The organism is Candidatus Devosia phytovorans (genome assembly GCA_029202405.1).
GTDB classification, from domain to species: domain Bacteria; phylum Pseudomonadota; class Alphaproteobacteria; order Rhizobiales; family Devosiaceae; genus Devosia; species Devosia phytovorans.
The window spans coordinates 4,246,724-4,263,690 of sequence record CP119312.1 but is presented as its reverse complement, the minus strand read 5'-3'; the positions used below and the strand labels follow the sequence as shown (position 1 = coordinate 4,263,690).

At 60.2% G+C, this 16,967-nt stretch carries 15 protein-coding genes and 1 tRNA gene; 7 read left to right on the top strand and 9 right to left on the bottom strand.

Translation table 11 applies throughout. The annotated features are described in order from the left end of the window. Positions 1-46: 46 nt before the first annotated feature. The 4 genes from argJ to P0Y65_21030 are packed head-to-tail and all read left to right on the top strand — an operon-like array spanning position 47 to position 2,648. Positions 47-1,279 carry a bifunctional glutamate N-acetyltransferase/amino-acid acetyltransferase ArgJ gene (argJ, locus tag P0Y65_21045; protein ID WEK04630.1) on the top strand — a complete coding sequence of 411 codons (1,233 nt, stop codon included), beginning with the start codon at positions 47-49 and terminating at the stop codon, positions 1,277-1,279. Position 1,280: 1 nt separating this feature from the next. After that, positions 1,281-2,030 carry a GNAT family N-acetyltransferase gene (locus P0Y65_21040; protein WEK04629.1) on the top strand — a complete coding sequence of 250 codons (750 nt, stop codon included), beginning with the start codon at positions 1,281-1,283 and terminating at the stop codon, positions 2,028-2,030. Continuing rightward, positions 2,027-2,434, top strand: coding sequence for a (deoxy)nucleoside triphosphate pyrophosphohydrolase (locus tag P0Y65_21035; protein ID WEK04628.1), 408 nt, complete (start codon positions 2,027-2,029; stop codon positions 2,432-2,434). Before P0Y65_21040 ends, P0Y65_21035 begins: the two co-directional genes overlap by 4 nt. 28 nt (positions 2,435-2,462) lie before the next feature. Continuing rightward, positions 2,463-2,648, top strand: coding sequence for a Flp family type IVb pilin (locus tag P0Y65_21030; GenBank protein WEK04627.1), 186 nt, complete (start codon positions 2,463-2,465; stop codon positions 2,646-2,648). A 38-nt stretch (positions 2,649-2,686) separates the two neighbouring features. On the opposite strand, the gene P0Y65_21025 is transcribed toward P0Y65_21030, so the two are convergent. Both P0Y65_21025 and P0Y65_21020 read right to left on the bottom strand, forming a co-directional pair. Next, positions 2,687-4,141, bottom strand: a complete 1,455-nt coding sequence (locus P0Y65_21025; GenBank protein WEK04626.1) for a M48 family metalloprotease — start codon at positions 4,139-4,141, stop codon at positions 2,687-2,689. Positions 4,142-4,173: 32 nt separating this feature from the next. Beyond that, positions 4,174-4,983: a thermonuclease family protein gene (locus tag P0Y65_21020; protein ID WEK04625.1), complete on the bottom strand. Its 810-nt coding sequence runs from the start codon at positions 4,981-4,983 to the stop codon at positions 4,174-4,176. A 179-nt stretch (positions 4,984-5,162) separates the two neighbouring features. On the opposite strand from P0Y65_21020, the gene P0Y65_21015 reads away from it, so the two are divergent. The 3 genes from P0Y65_21015 to P0Y65_21005 all read left to right on the top strand — a co-directional run bounded on the left by P0Y65_21015 (position 5,163) and on the right by P0Y65_21005 (position 8,590). Beyond that, a tRNA-Arg gene (locus P0Y65_21015) sits at positions 5,163-5,239 on the top strand. A 1,545-nt stretch (positions 5,240-6,784) separates the two neighbouring features. After that, positions 6,785-7,081: a hypothetical protein gene (locus tag P0Y65_21010; GenBank protein WEK04624.1), complete on the top strand. Its 297-nt coding sequence runs from the start codon at positions 6,785-6,787 to the stop codon at positions 7,079-7,081. A gap of 930 nt (positions 7,082-8,011) precedes the next feature. Beyond that, on the top strand, positions 8,012-8,590 hold the full coding sequence (locus P0Y65_21005) for an alkylhydroperoxidase (GenBank protein WEK04623.1): 579 nt from the start codon (positions 8,012-8,014) through the stop codon (positions 8,588-8,590). Between the two features lie 103 nt (positions 8,591-8,693). Here P0Y65_21005 and P0Y65_21000 read toward each other — a convergent pair whose 3' ends face one another. The 7 genes from P0Y65_21000 to P0Y65_20970 form a co-directional block, all read right to left on the bottom strand. Further along, positions 8,694-9,332: a response regulator transcription factor gene (locus tag P0Y65_21000; GenBank protein WEK04622.1), complete on the bottom strand. Its 639-nt coding sequence runs from the start codon at positions 9,330-9,332 to the stop codon at positions 8,694-8,696. Then, positions 9,329-11,473, bottom strand: coding sequence for a GAF domain-containing sensor histidine kinase (locus tag P0Y65_20995; GenBank protein ID WEK04621.1), 2,145 nt, complete (start codon positions 11,471-11,473; stop codon positions 9,329-9,331). Before P0Y65_20995 ends, P0Y65_21000 begins: the two co-directional genes overlap by 4 nt. A 104-nt stretch (positions 11,474-11,577) precedes the next feature. Beyond that, positions 11,578-12,984 (bottom strand): allantoinase AllB, encoded by a 1,407-nt coding sequence (gene allB / locus P0Y65_20990; GenBank protein WEK04620.1) that lies wholly within the window; start codon positions 12,982-12,984, stop codon positions 11,578-11,580. Then, entirely contained in the window at positions 12,984-13,979 is a 996-nt protein-coding gene (locus tag P0Y65_20985; protein ID WEK04619.1) for a DUF6282 family protein, read from the bottom strand. Before P0Y65_20985 ends, allB begins: the two co-directional genes overlap by 1 nt. A gap of 11 nt (positions 13,980-13,990) precedes the next feature. Then, complete coding sequence (locus tag P0Y65_20980) at positions 13,991-14,998, bottom strand: DUF6282 family protein (protein WEK04618.1); 1,008 nt, start codon at positions 14,996-14,998, stop codon at positions 13,991-13,993. Next, positions 14,995-16,008: an ATP-binding cassette domain-containing protein gene (locus P0Y65_20975; protein WEK04617.1), complete on the bottom strand. Its 1,014-nt coding sequence runs from the start codon at positions 16,006-16,008 to the stop codon at positions 14,995-14,997. Before P0Y65_20975 ends, P0Y65_20980 begins: the two co-directional genes overlap by 4 nt. Further along, complete coding sequence (locus P0Y65_20970) at positions 16,005-16,967, bottom strand: ABC transporter ATP-binding protein (protein WEK04616.1); 963 nt, start codon at positions 16,965-16,967, stop codon at positions 16,005-16,007. The genes P0Y65_20975 and P0Y65_20970 overlap by 4 nt, the downstream gene beginning before the upstream one ends.

The window sequence follows — 16,967 nt, the reverse complement described above, 5'->3', positions numbered from 1 at the left end:
TTGAGGCACACGAGAGCCAACGCATTGCTCTCAAAGGCTCACGCAGATGGCCCATCCGGTTTCCCCCCTCGCACCGAAATCCTATCCCGAACTGCCCGCCATCGAGGGCGTCCGCTTCGCCACGGCTGAAGCCGGCATCAAGTACAAGAACCGCACCGACGTTCTGCTGATGGCCTTCGATGAAGGCACGACGGCTGCCGGCGTCGTGACCAAGTCGAAATGTTCCTCGGCGGCCGTTGACTGGTGCAAGGCCAACCTCCCCGGCGGCAAGGCGCGTGGCCTTGTCGTCAATTCCGGCAATGCCAACGCCTTCACCGGCGCCAAGGGCCAGAAGAGCGTCGAACTGACCGCCGAATATGCCGCCAAGGCATTGGGCTGTGCGACCAGCGAAGTCTTCCTCGCCTCGACCGGCGTGATCGGCGAGCCCCTGCCGGCCGAAAAATTTGCCGGCGTGCTGGACGAAGCCGCGACGCGCCTGGGCGAGACGCCCTGGATCGAGCCGGCCAAGGCCATCATGACCACCGACACTTTCCCCAAACTCAACGGGGCCATTGTCGAACTCGACGGCGTCGAGGTGAAGATCAACGGCATCGCCAAGGGATCGGGCATGATTGCCCCCGACATGGCCACCATGCTGAGCTTTGTCGTCACCGACATGCCGATTGCCGCCCCGGTCCTGCAGGCGCTGCTCAGCAAGCATGTGCAGACGAGCTTTAACGCCATTACCGTCGACAGCGACACCTCCACCTCCGACACGCTGCTGGTCTTTGCCACGGGCAAGGCCAAGGTCGATGCCATCGACAGCCTTGACGACCCGCGCGCCGAAATCTTCGGCGAGGCGCTGCGCGACGTGCTGTTCGACCTGGCGATCCAGACCGTGCGCGACGGCGAAGGCGCCACCAAGCAGGTTTCCGTCCATGTCGAAGGCGCGACCTCGGACGCCTCGGCCTTCCGCATCGCCAAGTCGATCGCCGATAGTCCCCTGGTCAAGACCGCCATTGCCGGCGAGGACGCCAATTGGGGTCGCGTTGTGATGGCCGTCGGCAAGGCCGGCGAGCCGGCGGATCGTGACAAGCTGGCCATCCGCTTCGGCGACCTGCTGGTCGCCAAGGATGGCGAACGCGCCACCGTCTATGACGAGGCCGCCACCAGCGCCTATATGAAGGGCGAGGACCTGGAACTGACGGTGAGCCTTGGGCTCGGCGAGGGTCGCGCCACGGTCTATACCTGCGACCTGACGCATGGCTACATCACCATCAACGGCGACTACCGGAGCTGAGATGGCATTTCCGGACGTCGAGGCATTTGAGCGGGCAGGCCTTGAGGCTTGGCCTGGCATTGAGGTCAAATGGGACGGCAATTGGGTGCGCCGCGCTGCAGGCGGCTATACCAAGCGCGCCAATTCAACCCAGTGCTTTGACCCGGATGACTTTGAGGACGCCGATATTCGGGTCATTTCGGCCAGCACCTGGATGGTCATTCGCGGCATCAAGCCGGTGTTTCGCATTACGCCCCTGTCGAGCCCGGAACTGAATGCCACGCTCGACGAGGCTGGCTGGCGCCAGATCGATGATAGTCACCTGCTGGCTATGGAACTTGGCGAGCATGAGGCCGACAAAGAGGCCGAATTTCTTTCCGTGCTCGATCCGAAGTTTCTCGCCGCCACGCAGAAGCTGCAGGGCTACGACGACGCAACCATGACCGGACTCAAGAACCTGCTCGGTGCACTCAAGGTCCAAGCAACAGGTGTGGTGTTGGCACGCGATGGCCTGGCTGTCGCATCATCGATCATGTCAATTGCCAATGGCATCGTCATCACCGGCAATGTCGTGACAGATGGCACGCGTCGCCGTCAGGGGCTTGGCGCGGCGATGATGCGCTCGGGGCTCGCCTGGGCGAAACGCGAAGGTGCCATGTTTGCTGCTCTTAACGTCCAGGCCGACAACGCTGCCGCGGTCCCATTTTATGAGGGTCTCGGCTACGCCCACCAGTATGACTACAACTATCGCATTCCGGCAGGCCCACAATGAGTGACCAAAAGCTCCTCCTCGTCGTCGCCGTGGCCCTGGTCGATGCCGACCGTCGCGTGCTGATCGCCCAGCGGCCAGAAGGCAAGTCGATGGCTGGCCTCTGGGAATTCCCTGGCGGCAAGGTCGAACCGGGCGAAAGTCCTGAGGCGGCTTTGATCCGCGAATTACAGGAAGAGCTGGGTATTGAAACCAAGGAGGCGTGCCTTGCGCCAGTATCTTTCGCCAGCCACTCTTACGAGAGTTTTCATTTATTGATGCCACTTTACGCCTGCCGGAAATGGCAAGGCACGCCGGAACCGCGGGAGCATATTGCGCTCAAATGGGTGCGCCCGCAGAACCTGCGCGATTACCCGATGCCACCGGCGGACGAACCGCTGATCGCCGCACTCTGCGATCTGTTATAGTTCAGGGCATAAGCGCCGGGGGCGTATCTTGACTTTGATCAAAGCCTTTTTTGCTGATGAATCCGGCGCCACCGCAATGGAATATGCCCTGGTCGCCACCCTGATCGGCATGACCATCATCGGTACGGTCGCGGTATTGGGCGATGGCTTGCGCGGCCTGTTCAACAATGGCAGCGCCGAAACCATGGCCAACCAGACAGCCAAGATCCGCTAGCCTATTAGAGCGCTTCACCTGGAAGCGCCCCTTCAGGACTATTGCAGCGTGACGATCTTGTATTTCTGCCCCGCGACGACCGCATCGCCGGGATAGAGATCGTTGATGATATAGAAAAGCTCGGTACCACGGCTGAGACCGCCCATCTGGCGGGCGAGGCTATCTGCGCTGTCGCCGGCCTTGGCCGTGACCACGCGGATGGCCACCTTGCGCACCTGGTTGAGGTCGCCGGACTCGGCGCGGCGGAAGCTCTTGAGCGTCGCCTCTGCCCCTTGCGCAAAGCGCGCGCTGTCGCTCTTGGCGGCGAAGATGAACCGATAGACCTGCCCGTCAAGCCGCATCACCGAAACGCGGAAGAACCACTGATCCGTCTGCGCCAGGCCCGAGGCCATTTCGATGCCGTTGAAGCTCTGTGTCGTGACGCTGTCGGCCTTGAGCCCGGCGATCCAGCCGGACTTGAGATAATCCTCGAGCTTTACATTGGCCTGCACATCGGCGCTGTCGAAGCGTACGGCCTCGCCATCGCCGGCCACGCCGACCACAGCGCTTTGCGAATTCTGCAGCGTATAGCCTTCCGGCACGCTGAAGGTGAATTTGGACGCGGTGTGGATGAAGCGGCGGCCCACGATTGACCCCTGCGAGGGGCTGTCGCCAAAGGTCAGCCCACCGATGGCGCCGAGATAACCATCGCGATCGGTCTCGCCGACCTGCGCCTGGCCGAACATGGTCTTGGCCGTGTCCATCGCCTTCTGGATACGCGCGGGGGTGGAAGGATGCGAAGACAGGAACCCCTCATTGCCGCCATTGGCACCGGCCGAGAAACTGGCAAAACGCCCCATGACGCCGAGGAACCGCGCCGCAGCCTGCGGATCATAGCCCGCCTTGCCGGAAAACTTGATGCCTTCGCGATCGGCTTCCAGTTCCTGGTTCTGGCCAAAGGCCGACATGCTTTCGCGCGTGCGATTGGCCGTCGCATCGGTGGACGTATCGCCGCCCAGCACGCCCGTGATGACGCGATCAACGATCTGCGTCGTCCGGGTGCGGTCAGTGCGGGCGCGCGCATGGCGCAGGGTCACATGGGCGATTTCGTGCGCCAGCACCGCCGCGAGCTCGCTGGTATCGGAGGCGAGGGCGAGAAGGCCACGCGTCACATAGATATAGCCGCCCGGTAGCGCGAAGGCATTGACCTCGGACGTGTCGAGAATGGTGACCTGGAACTGCGCATTGGGCTGGTTGGCCGCAGCCAGCAGCCTGCCGACGATGCGCGCGACCATGATTTCAGCCGGTCGGTCGGAATAAACCCCGCCATAGGCCGCGATGATGCGTGGGTGCTCGCGGCGGCCGATCACCACGTCATCGGGATCGGTGCCTTCCGGCACTACGGTCGGCGCGCGTACGTCACCGGTCTGGCTGACGGCGATGTTCGAGCCGGTGAGGCTCGAGCACGCGCTCAGCGCCAGCAGCGACACTGCCAGCATTCCGTTGCGCAGCACGCGCCCCAGTCTCTTGCTTTGCCCCATGCCCGTCATTGTAGTGCCAGAACCTCGATCTGCTCGGGATGGGTGATTTCGATACGTGGACCATCCCGGTCGTCCACCCATCCGCGCAGACGCAGCAGCGCATTTTCCAGCTTCAGCGGATCGATTTCCGCTGCCTTGAACAGGCGCAAACCCGGCGCCTCGATCACGGCGGTGAAGTCTTCTTTCCAGAACCGGCCGAAATTGAGATAGACCCGCCCGCCGCGTTGCTCGGCCAGCAGAACCCTCCCCTCGACAAGTTCATAGTGGCCGGCCCGGGACAGCAGGTCTCCGGGCGCGTCCGCCGCACGGATGCTGTAATAGGGATCGGCCCAGATGCCAAGCCCGCCCAGCCGGGCCCGGCCTTCGGCTGCAAACAGCAGATCAAGGCAGGCCCGGTTGTCGGGAAAGGAATAGACCCGCGCCAGCCCTGCCGCGACCATGGAATGCTGCGCCCAGATTTCGCCCCCCTCGCCGGCAACAAACACATGCGCCAGCACGCGGCCATAGCGATCGACCTCTTCGCCGCCATAGCCAAGCCGCACCTCTTTATTCAGTGCCAGCTCTTCGAGCGCCACCTTGGCCTCGGGCGCCAAAGGCCAGGTCTCAAAACCCGGCCGATCCAGCGGCAGCTTGGGCGCCTGGGTGCCGATCATGCGGACCACTCGCCCGTCGTCGAGCACCACAGTATCGCCATCGGTTACCGAGGTGACAACGCCACCCGGCGCCATGCGCAGGCTCTCGCAGGCCAGCGCGCTGGCCGCGACCGCACTAAGGGCGGCAAGTGTAGCAAGACGAACAAGACTGGCGTTGAGCAAAGGCGAGCCCCGGAAAGATTTCGTTCACCATGCATGCAAATGCGGCAAGAAAAGATGAACGATCGCGCAGGCGTGATGAAATGTGAGAATGCGCATGACATTTGCCGCGGGCAAGGATTCGGCCGGCCACCCGCAAACAGGGTTCCACTCGACCACCGCATTTGCTATCGAAACCGCGTGGTCTCGTAGCTCAGCAGGATAGAGCACCGGATTCCTAATCCGGGGGTCATGGGTTCGAATCCCGTCGAGATCACCAAAATTCCTAAAACCTCAACAAAAACAAGCTGATACTCCCGCACCTACCACAAAACCAGCCCGTTGATTGCACTGAGGGATTCTAAAGGTGCCCCGCACCGATAGAGCGTCGGAAACGCCGCCACTTTACATACCTGCTATGGAAGTAGGTGGATATGACCTGAAATATTTGCGAGCAGTTATCCGCTATGCGCCCATTCTGGTCGCGCAACGAGCGGCTCCGATATAGCGACAATTCTTACACCCCCCATAAGGCGTGGGGGGATGCAGGACACCGGCGACTCCCCAGTCGACTCGACTAGCGTCTACACCGCTTTGGCAATGCTAGATTGTTTCAAAAAATCGCTCCCCAAGCAGGGGATACTTCTACTCTAATGTAAGTAGTATTCCGTATAAAACCCAAAATAGAACTACAGAATTGATTTCTCGTTGTTTAGCGCGATACGTTTAGAGTCCAACTTTTGGACATATTTGATTTTTTTGTCAAAAATTCACCGGTATTATAGAAGTCGGGCAATCACGATGTTCGAATAATCAAATAAACATCGAGAATGAATTGAGTCATCTTCTGGGCAGAGGCCAAGAACGGCCGCAGAGGAGAGAGAATTGAAACTCATAGCAGTTGTTTCCATTACGGCGGCGCTTCTTGTCGGCATAGCCGCACCTGTTAATGCGCAGGGGTTGTTGGGCGGTGTTCTCGGCGGCTCGTCAGACAATTCGGCGGTCACTCTCAGCTCAGGATCGGCATCTGACAGCGGCCTGGTAAACGTTGGTCTCGGCGGAGATAGCATCGCTGACGTGAACATTGGTGGGAGCTCTGCCTCTGTTCTGGATGCGACGGTGGGATCGGGTGGGTCATCCGGCGGTCTTGTTAATGTTAATGCAGGCGTGCTTGGAGGAACCGTCAGAGCAAATGTCGGCGTAGGCAGGCCAAACCTGCTGAACGTAGACATCGGCTTGGGCGGCCCCGGAACTCTCGGCATGCCGGGTGCACCAGGTGCGCCTGGAGCGCCGGGGAACACGCGAGTTATCGGTGGGGGGCTGTCCGCATCCTCTAGTGCTGCCGGTACGCCGTGCTCCGGTGTGCCTGCTAATCAAGTGGCCAACCTTATCAACTCGACACAGATGAGTTCTTCGTGGGGGAGAGCATCGGGTGTGAAGATTCAGCCCATAGCAGTTTGCGCAGATGTTCGAGCTTGGTTGAAGCAGCAATTCGGGACCTCAGGAGCCGGCCTCGCGCTTCAGCAAGCGGTTCAGTCGGACCCTCTTATGAGCGCTTCGCTTAGCCGAACATCTTATAGTGCTGATCGTGTCTTGGCTGTTCGCCAGTCTGGTAGCCAGCTCACCCTCTTCGTTTACTGACCATCTAGTCTACGCTTTTCTTGCACAGGTGAGCTTAGCCCTCGGATGTACTCCGAGGGCTTTGTTATGGATGATCGTCAATTCACTGCCGTAGATACAATCGGAACCAAAGCGCCGCTTTTTGAAAAGCTAAACAACTGATACGCTTCAATTTCAGCGTTTCTCAGATGTCAGGATACCACAAGTGGTGGCGTTTATTCCAAATGGCCAACCCGTAAGAGGGTTCGCAACCCATCGACTTCACGAGGTCCAACTCCGATTGCAAAGCGGGGTGGTCAAACTAGGTGAGGTTCGGGATCCTGCCGATGGTCTGAGGATTGGCAAGGGCATTGCTGAACAACAGATCGCGTTCGGCGGAATATTGGAGGTCGTTGCAGTTGAAGTCCTCGACCTTGCAGGTAATATCGTGCTGGGAGAAGAGGTCATCAATGCCAAGGAAGAAGGCACAAGATCGGATCCCAGCCTAAGACTCGTGCGCTAATCAGTGAATTCAATCCCCGCGCTCATCGCATCACGCCAAATGACGTTGACCGGGTGCATAAGATTGCCAGGCATTAAGATATAAAATCGATCGGGGAGCTGTTGAGTTGGGTCAATCGCAATTCGGATGCCCTGACGTGTTTGATTGATAACATTGACTTTGATACGCGTGAGGCCATCGTCTGAAACAACGGTAGCCCAAATATCAACAGGAACTCTCTCTGAATTTCGTCTGTCACTCATACTCTTTATATTGATTACAGTTCACTGAATTATTGTTCAAGAGTTCTTTAAAATTTAGTCGATAATATACAGCTGCCGTTAAAGCGATATAATTTGGTCAGAGAAGGTTTCTGCTATTTTTTCTTTGGTTGTCATATATGACTGTCTTTCGATCAGTCTAAGCCGTGACGCGGGCGGCAATACCAAATCGGAAGTACTGTTTAGCAGAGAGGATCGCTGGGGTTTCTACGGCAAAATTGAGAGATATACGGACCCCTCACTGCATCGATCCAGCACGCAAACCATCGCCCCTCTATCTTCGTAACTAAGTACTCATGTGCCATGGCGCGCTCCCCGAAAAAGCGCAACAATCTAACTGCGGTAGTCCCACTGGTGTCGTTGACCTCCACAGAGCCAGGTCACTTGAGGACGTCGCCTGTGCGCCCCATTCCGGTCATCCAGACGGTCTTTGCTGCTTCCTGAAAGCGGACGGTGCGCCATGCGGGTCTGTCGTTAATTCACCAGCATAGGGTCCCTGTGGGCGAACAAGGGCATTGACGGTAGCTATCAGGTCACTGAGTTGCCCTTAACTGTCCAATTAGAAGCCACAACCGCTTCACGCCCTGCACGCGGTGAAGCTCTTTCCTAGAGCTCATATTCGAAAAAGAATATGCTCAGTGCACATGGCGGCGATCAAAGGGAGGCAATAATGTTCGTTAAGACGGTGGAGCCGGCCGAGGCTCGAGGTGAAGTCGCCTCGATCTACGCCAATGAGATAGCGTCGATGGGACGCGTCATGCAGGCAACCCAGTGCTGGTCGGCTAGGCCCGATATCCTTGCACCGGTCGAACATCTGTTGCATCAAATCAGGGATGGATTTTCCCTTGACCTGCTCACCTTCCGGCTCATCACCCTTATCGCAGCCAAATCCGTACCATCGAGTTACTGCTCTCATGTGTATTTCAAAGCTCTTTCCGCAACGATTGGACGCGAGCAGACGCTGGCTGTGCGTCGCGACCATCGCAATGCCGGCCTGACTGAGCAGCAAGTTGCCATTCTGGACTATGCCGAGAAGATAACGATCAACGCCTCGCGCATAAACCAGGGCGATATCGATCGCCTGCGAGCCGTTGGACTTACCGATGTCAACATCGCCGATGTTGCTTTGGCGGCTTCAATCCGAAACTTTCTCAGCCGCTACTTCGACGCCGTAGGCGCCGAGGTCGAAGCAGACTTTCTGGACAGTGATCCCAATATTCGTGACGAACTTTCGATGGGCGGTCCCTGAGCGTAGCATTTCTGCATTGCGCCCCATTTCCGCCATTCAAGCGGTATCACTTTCGTCCCAAAAGCTGCCGTTTCGAATTGTGGCAACTCGCGCTCGTGCGGAGCTAGATCACGCCGCGTCTTATCGCCTCCGCTACCGCTTGAACGCGATTCGCAGCGCCGAGCTTTGTAGTGATCTCCTGCACCTTCCGCTTCACAGTTATCTCGGTCAGGGCCAGCTCATTGGCGATATCGAGCGTGCGGCCACCTGTGGCGAGAAGGCGCAAAACCCTAACTTCCTGGGGCGTGAGGCCGCTGTCGCGCTGGATCTGTAGGGAAGCGACCTTCTTGTATTCGTCCATCATCACGCCAATCAGCTCTTGCGAGAGCATGGACTTGCCACCATGCACGTGTCGGATCGCATCCGGCAGGGTTTCGTAGGAATTGGACTTGAGAAGATAGGCGTCCGCTTCGGCTTCGAGCGCACCGACTAGGTATTGGCGGTCCTCATAGGTCGACAGTATCATGCAGCGCGGCGGCGAGGCGCTGGCCTTGAGAGCGCGCACCAATTGAATGCCATCCATGCCGCCAAGGCGAATATCGACAGTGGCAACATCGGGTTTCAGCTTTGCCGCCAGCGCCAGGGCATCCTGTGCGTTGCCGGCCTCTCCGACCACTTTGATATCAATCTCGTCCTCAAGCAGGCTTTTCACACCCATGCGGAAAATCTGGTGATCATCGACAATCATCACGCGAATACTCATGCCGCACTCACTTCCAGAGGAATGGAAAACATCACCCGAGTGCCCTTGCCGGGCGCGGTTTCGATGGAGAGGGCACCGCCAACGACCTGCGTGCGCTCACGAATACCGACAAGTCCAAGGCCCATCTTGGCATCATCGAAGACAAAACCACGTCCGTCATCGGCAATCCCGACATCCACGGATCGTCCGCTATAGGTCAGCTGTAACGTCAGCGAGCGCGCCCCGGAATGGCGCACCACATTCTGGCAGGCCTCCTGAATGATGCGGAAAATGGCGAGTTCCGCCTCGGCGCTGAGAGCCGTCGGCTGTCCGCGCACTGAAAAATTGGTTTCGAGTGCGTCGCTTTGCGGCAAGGCGCCGACATAGTTTTCGAGCGCCGCCACCAGCCCCAGCTCGTCAAGCACACTGGGGCGGAGGGCATAGATGATCTGCTTCATCTCGCTCAGACAGCCATCGAGCGTACCCTGGCAATCGATCAGCCGCCGATCAAGTTCGGCATCACCATCCAGCCTGCGCCGGATGGTCTGGAGCTGATAGGTCGCGGCAAGGATCGATTGGGCGACACTGTCGTGCAGATCATATGCAATGCGCTGCCGCTCTCGCTCCTGAACATCGACGACGCGCCGCCAGAGGGCTTGCAATTCCTTGGCCTTGGCGGCAATCTCGTCATGGGCTTCGCGCAGCAGCCGCGTGCGGTCGGCAACCTTATATTCCAGGATATCGCTGAGCTCGCGCGCGCGCTCGAACAGCCGAGCATTCTCGATAGCCACCACCGCCTGATCTGCAAAGGCACGGACTACGCGGCCATGCTCGGTCTTGAAGAAACCGGGCTCGGGCCAGTCCACACAGAGCCAGCCAATGCAGTCATTGCCGTGAACCAGCGGCGCGCTGCACCAGGAAACGATTTGATCAGTACCCGGCTGCCAGACCCAATCCGGCTCCTTGCGCACATCATCGATGATCAGTGTACGGTGTTCTTCGAGCACCGGCCGGCTTAACGCCGCGGCCGCCGGATCAAAGCTGTGGCGCTTGACGAGGCCGTCGTCGGGATAGCCCTTTGCCGCGACCACGCGCATTCGTCCGTCTTCGCCCAGCAGCGTTACCCGGCTCCCCCGATTGGGCACGACGCGACCCAATTGCATCAGCACCGCTTCAAGCACATGCCGCGGATCGAGGCGCGAGGAAATGATGCGCGACACATCGGCGAGCGTATTGGCCAGTTCGCGCTCGCGCCGTTCCGCCGCGAGCAGCCGGTGCTGCTCGATGACCGGGGCGATCTGGTCGGCAACCGTCTGCAGCAGAAGAACGTCGTTTTGCCTAAATGCATCGGGGCGATCGCTCTGGATATCGAGCACGCCCATGACCCGCGGACCCAATCTCAACGGCAGCGCGAGCTCAGAGGCGGTATTAGGCAGCAGGGCATTGGTGACGAAGTGAATGTCCTGGCTGACATTCTGGCTCATCCACATATGGCCGGTTTGGGCAACGCGGCCAATGATGCCGCGTCCAATACCCTCGCTGAACTCGGACGACAGCAGGTTCTCTGCCAGCGGGCCGGCGGCATGCACGAGCGAGATGCGCTGCTGATCTTCGTCGGTCAGCAGCAACTGCACATGGTCAAAGCCAAGCGATGCATAAACCAATTCGGTGATTTTGGCGAAAAGCTGTTCACGCTCGCGAATAGAGGTAACCATCTGCCCCAGGCGATGGATTAGGGAGAGATTGCTGTGCACCCGGTCCATGCGACCGGCCAACGAATGCGACTCCAGGAAGGCCGAAATATCGTCAGCGACCAGCGCCACGCTGTCATCAAAATCCCCGCGCGGACGATTGGAATGCGGAAAGCCCAGCAGTACATGGCCCTGCACTTCGCCCGTCGTTGTCACCGGCCGCATGACCACCACAAAGCCCTGGCTTGCGGCGCGCTGCACCACATAGGGCGGCGGGGCCGACATGGTGCCGGCCGCATAGCGCATTTCCGCCAGCAGGCGATGGAGCGAGGCCGGAATATTGGCTGTCGTCACCACTTCTGTTGTCTGGTCAGCCTCGACCAGCAGGGCAGCCCAACCGGCGCCTATCACGCGCGCCGCCCGCTCGAGCCGTGCCAAGAGGTCGATGCGGGCCGACGCAGGAATTTCCACCGTCCGAAAGCGCCTCAGGCGCGCGGCTTGCGTGCCGTCTTCGTCGTCGCGATAGAGTGGCCGTATCGGGCTCGCCGGAGGTGGCGGTCCATTAGTCGATCCGCCTAGCCCCATTGATCAGCCGATCCTTTCGGAGGCTGCATTGCCTCGACACCGGCGCCGGGCAGAAACTGTCCGGCGGGCGCGTCCACCATGATTTGCCCCTGCGCGAAGATCGTCAAGCCACGCAACAGCGTTCGCGTCACCGTGCCGTGCAAAGTAGACCCGACATAGGCGCTGTGGCGGTTGCGATAGAAGAGATTTTCCGCCGTAAGTGTGGTTTGGCGCTCGGGATCGACCAGCACGATATCGGCATCGTAGCCTGGGGCCAACTCCCCCTTTTTGCCGGCAAGACCGAAAATCCGGGCAGGATTGGTCGAGGTCATACGCACCAGATCCGTCAGCGGCAGGCTCCGCTTCCCAACGCCTTCAACGAGCAGCGCCGGCAAGGTCGACTGCAAGCCCGAAATGCCGCCCCAGGCCTCGAAGATATTGGCGTCGCCGGCCGTCTTCTCTTCCCAAAGGCTGGGCGAGTGGTCCGAGGCGATCACGTCCACTGCCCCAACGAGAACCCGCTGCCAAAGCGCCTCCACTTCGGCCGGCGCCCTAAGCGGCGGTGCGCATTTGGCAACCGGGCCAAGACGCTCCAGGTCGTCCTCGGAAAACACGAGGTAATGCGGACAGGTTTCAGCCGTCACGGGCACACCACGGCGCTTGGCAGCCGATACAAGGTCTATGCCTGCGGCGCAGGAAATATGGACGATGTGCAGCCTGACCCCGGTGCGTTCGGCCATGGCGATGGCCGACCGAATGGCAGAAAGCTCGGCGATGATCGGACGCGCTTCGCCCCAGGCGCGACGATCGCGGCGCCCTGCCCGCCGCAGATCGGCCGTCAGGCGCTGGGTCATTTCCTCATCCTCGGCGTGGACCGCGACGAGGCTCCCCATTTTCGCGACCTGAACCATGCCGCCCTCAAGCACCACGTCGTCGGCACGTGGGAAGTCGAAAGAGCCCGTGCACATGAATGCCTTGAAGGCACTCACCCCACCCGCATGGAGATCGCTGAGATCGCCGCGATTGTCGGTAACGAGCCCGCCCCAAAGCCCGTAATCGACAATGCTCTGCCGCGCAGTTTCCCGCTTCAGCGCCAGCGCCCCGGCATTGATGGTCGGCGGCGAGGCATTGAGCGGCATCTCGATTAATGTCGTAATGCCGCCCGCAGCCGCCGCGCGACTACCCGTCGCAAAACCCTCCCAATGCCCGCGACCCGGCTCGGAAAAGTGGACGTGGGGGTCCACCAATCCGGGCAGGATCAACTGGCCAGAAGCCTCTATGGTCTTAGCCGCATCGTGATCAGGATTGCCCCGCACCACTTCGAGAATGCGACCGTCGGCCACCAGAACGCCGCCGTCAAAACTCTCGCCGGAGGCCACGACGCGACCATTGCGGACATAGAGATCGGGCACGGCCATCAATCGAGCCCGATCATCCGCGCCGGATTGTGCGAGGTCATGGTCTGCACTTCCTCGATGGAAAAACCAAAATAGAGCAACATCGACATCATCATCCGCATGCCCTCGATCGGCGATGGCAGCACCCGCACCCCATAGTCCGTGGCCAGCACGAACTGTTCCGGACCGACATCGCGGATACCCTGCAGCCAGGTCATGGCCCTGCCATGCACCACCGCCCCCATATCCATCAGCTCGCGCTCGACGTAATAATGGGTCTGCGGCATCCACGGCCCGCCGAAATCCACGGCACAGGCTTCGAGGAATACGCCCTTGGCCGCCAGCCCCTTTTGTTCCTCCACCGTCAGCAGCGCGCGGGCCGGATGGGCGACGAGGATCTTCTTGATGCCAGCCGCCTGCGCCAGTTCGACGACGCGCAGCGCTTCGGGGCCCGAGACATGGCCGGTATTGAGATAGACCTCGGGGTGCTCCGCCACCATGTCGAGGATTTCCTTGAGCGCATCCGGCACCGGCTCATCGTCGAGCGGGATGCGAATGGCACGCGCCAGCTCCTTTTCGGCAAAGCCGGGAATGGCGTCCTTGAAGGGCACCAGCTTGCCATCGACCAGCGTCGATTCCGTCGAGGCCGAATGATAGGTGCAGTGCGAGCCGAAGCTGATCATGCGGCAGCCATCGCCCACATTGAGCGCGGTACGCACCGCGCGCGGATTCATCCCGTCATGGCTCGAATTCATCAGATAGCCGCCATAGGTGCGGAAATCCTTAAGTTGGCGATTGACCATCCAGGCCGTGCCCGAGGCCCAGCCGAAAACGTCATAGTAGAGGATGGTCCGCATCCCCGCCGCCCGCGCCATTTCCGCCACTTGGATAGGGTCGAAATGGCCGGGATTAGAGCGCAGTACCGGGCCGGCATGCACATGACTGTCGATAGCGCCTACGAGCAGTTCCTCGGGCAATTCCATGGTGCGGTTATAGAAGGGTTCGTAAGTGGCCATGGTGCCGCTCCTTAAAGGGGATCAAGCCCGATCATGCGCGCCGGGTTATGGGCGGTCATGGTGCGGATTTCGTCGGGCGTGAATTCGTAGTCGAGCAGCGTCGTGATCATCGTCCGCATGCCCTGCACGGCCGTGGAGGCGGCGCGAATGCCATAGTCGGTGCCGAGCACAAAATATTCGGGTCCCACCTCGCGGATATCGGCCATCCATTGCGTCGCCGACTTGCGTATGCGCGGCACGTCGCCGGAGCGGTCCATATATTTCTTCTCGACATAGTAGTGGGTGCGCGGGGCATGCGGATAAAGCCAATCCACCAGGCACCCTTCGAGGAAGAAACCGCGCCGCGCCGCATCCTTCTGCTGCTCGATGGTGAGCTGCTGGCGGGCAGGATGGGCGATCAATACCTTGCCGATTTTGAACTCCTCTGCGAGGTCGAGAATCCGCATCACCTCGGGCCCGGAAACGTGCCCGGTATTGAGATAGACGTCGGGATGGTCCGCGACCATTTGCAGGATTTCCGCCAGATCGTCCGAAATCGGCCCTTCCTCAGGGATGCGAATGGCTCGGGAAAGCTCTTCTTTCTCGAACTCCGGGTAGGCGTCCTTGAACGGCACCAGTTCCCCATCGATCAGGGTGGATTCCCGGCTTGCCGAAAAATAGGTGCAGTGAGATCCGAAGCTGATGAAGCGGCAGCCCTCTTCCATATAGAGCGCCGTGCGTACCGAGCGCGGATTTAGCCCGCCATGGGCTGAGTTCATGAGGTAGCCGCCAAAGGTCTTTATCCCCGGCACATGGCGATTGACCATCCAAGCCGTGCCCGAGGCCCAGCCAAACACGTCGTAGTAAACAATCGCGCGCATGCCCGCTTCGCGCGCTTCGATGGCCACTTCAAACGGGTCCTGATGCCCCGGATTGGAGCGCAGCACTGGCCCGGCATGCACATGGCTATCGATGGCGCCCACCAAAAGCTCGGACGGCAACTCCATTGATCGGTTGTAGAATGTCTCGGTGGTCGTCATGGCGATACCTTCTGGGAGAGATCGAGAGTGGGTGGGCGATAGTCGGCGGCAAGATCGGCCGCGAGCCAGCAGGCGGAGCGCTGTCCGCCGGGCAATTCGGTAACGAGAGGCGCCTGGTGGCAGCGCTCATGGGCGAGCGGGCAGCGGGCGCGAACCGGACATTCCTCCGGCTTGACGTCGCCCAGAACCAGCTCGCCGCGCAGCGAGAGGCCGGGCTCCGGCAAGGGATTGACGCGCGGGGCGGCAGCCAGCAGCGCCTTGGTATAGGGATGCGCGGGGCGGGAGAGCACCAGTTCGCTCGGCCCCTCTTCGACGACAACGCCGAGATACATCACCATCACCCGCGAGCAAATGTAACGGATCACCGCAACATCATGGCTGATGAAGAGAAAGCTCGTGCCAACCTCCGATTGCAGATCTTTCAACGTACGCAGCACCTGGGCCTGCACCGAAACGTCGAGCGCCGAAGTCGGCTCGTCGAGAACGATCACCGAAGGCTCGCAGGCCAGCGCCCGCATGATGGCGACACGCTGACGCTCGCCTCCGGAAAGCTGGTGCGGAAAACGGTCGAGCGCCTCTTCCTTGAGGCCAACCAGATTGGCCAGCTCCAGCATGCGCTGCCGCTCCTGCCCCTTAGGCGCGGTGTCGAAATTTCGCATGGCCTGTTTGACGAATGTGAAAACCGACATGCGCGGATTGAGACAGGTTTCCGGGCGCTGAAAGACGATCTGGATCGCCTTCCGAAATCTGCGCTTCGCCACCCCTGAAAGCGCCGACAACACCGTGCCGTCGACGACGACATCGCCGCTATCGACCTGCTGCAGGCCAGCGACGCAGCGCCCGAGCGTCGTCTTGCCACAGCCGCTTTCGCCAATGAGCCCAACGACTTCGCCGCGCGCCACATCGAAGGACACACCGCGCACGCCGACGCTGATTGCCTCTGGCCGGCCGGGATCGAAGAATAGCTTCGTAAGGTTCTGGACCGAAAGGGCCGGAGTGGGGGCGCTCATACCATTGCCTCCTCATAGAGCACGCAATGCACTTCGCGGTTCTCCCGCTCGATCACCGGCGGCCGCCCCATCTCGCAGACACTGCGCGCATGCGGACAGCGGTGCGAGAATCGACACCGCTCCACCCCCTGTGGCCCGCCCCAGACCGACCCGATCAGCGGCACTAGCTCGCGCGGGCTGTCCACGTCTGGCACGGCATTGATGAGGCCCTTCGTGTAGGGATGCAGCGGCCGGGCGAAGATTGACCTAAGGTTTCCCGCCTCGACCACCTGCCCCGCATGCATGATCGAGAGCGACCTGCAGTATTCTGACACCAGCGAGAGATTGTGGGCGATCAGCACGATGGCCATCTCGCGCTCGGCACAAAGCTTGGCAAGAAACCGCAGCAGCTCCCGTTCCGTCGTCACATCGAGAGCCGTCGTCGGCTCGTCGGCAATCAGCAGCTCTGGCTCGGTCGCGAGTGCACAGGCCATTGCCACGCGCTGAGCCTGACCGCCGCTGATCTGGTGCGGATACTTTTGGCCGATATCGCGGAAATTGAGACCAACAACGCGAAAGAGGTTTTCGACCTCCGCGCCAATATCGCGATCCCGCCGTTTCTGGCGCAAGACCCGCTCAACCTGGGCGCCAACCCGCATGAAGGGATTGAGGGCGCCCTTGGCATTCTGGAACAGCAGCGACACACCCCGCGAAAGATTACCCCGCAGACTCTTTTGGTCCTTCCCGCTGAGCGCATGATCGCCGAAGCGCACGGTACCGCCGGTGACGTCCAGGCCGGTCGCCGCAAGTCCAACACTCGCCATCATCGAGATGGATTTGCCCGAGCCGCTTTCCCCGACCAGCCCATAGAGTTCGCCGCGCGCTACGCTGAGATCGACATGATCGACAATGCGCCGGCGCTCGCCGCCGCGGACGCTGTCTATGCTGAGGTTTTCAAGTGCAAAGAGAGTTTCGGCCAT

What these genes read in the sequence shown, in the direction of transcription:
- argJ (WEK04630.1), top strand. Translation starts at nt 47, where the DNA reads ATGGCCCATCCGGTTTCCCCCCTCGCACCGAAATCCTATCCCGAACTG.
- P0Y65_20975 (WEK04617.1), bottom strand. Translation starts at nt 16,008, where the DNA reads ATGAGCGCCCCCACTCCGGCCCTTTCGGTCCAGAACCTTACGAAGCTA.
- P0Y65_20980 (WEK04618.1), bottom strand. Translation starts at nt 14,998, where the DNA reads ATGACGACCACCGAGACATTCTACAACCGATCAATGGAGTTGCCGTCC.
- P0Y65_21005 (WEK04623.1), top strand. Translation starts at nt 8,012, where the DNA reads ATGTTCGTTAAGACGGTGGAGCCGGCCGAGGCTCGAGGTGAAGTCGCC.
- P0Y65_21035 (WEK04628.1), top strand. Translation starts at nt 2,027, where the DNA reads ATGAGTGACCAAAAGCTCCTCCTCGTCGTCGCCGTGGCCCTGGTCGAT.
- P0Y65_21040 (WEK04629.1), top strand. Translation starts at nt 1,281, where the DNA reads ATGGCATTTCCGGACGTCGAGGCATTTGAGCGGGCAGGCCTTGAGGCT.
- P0Y65_21000 (WEK04622.1), bottom strand. Translation starts at nt 9,332, where the DNA reads ATGAGTATTCGCGTGATGATTGTCGATGATCACCAGATTTTCCGCATG.
- P0Y65_20985 (WEK04619.1), bottom strand. Translation starts at nt 13,979, where the DNA reads ATGGCCACTTACGAACCCTTCTATAACCGCACCATGGAATTGCCCGAG.
- P0Y65_20970 (WEK04616.1), bottom strand. Translation starts at nt 16,967, where the DNA reads ATGGCCGAAACTCTCTTTGCACTTGAAAACCTCAGCATAGACAGCGTC.
- allB (WEK04620.1), bottom strand. Translation starts at nt 12,984, where the DNA reads ATGGCCGTGCCCGATCTCTATGTCCGCAATGGTCGCGTCGTGGCCTCC.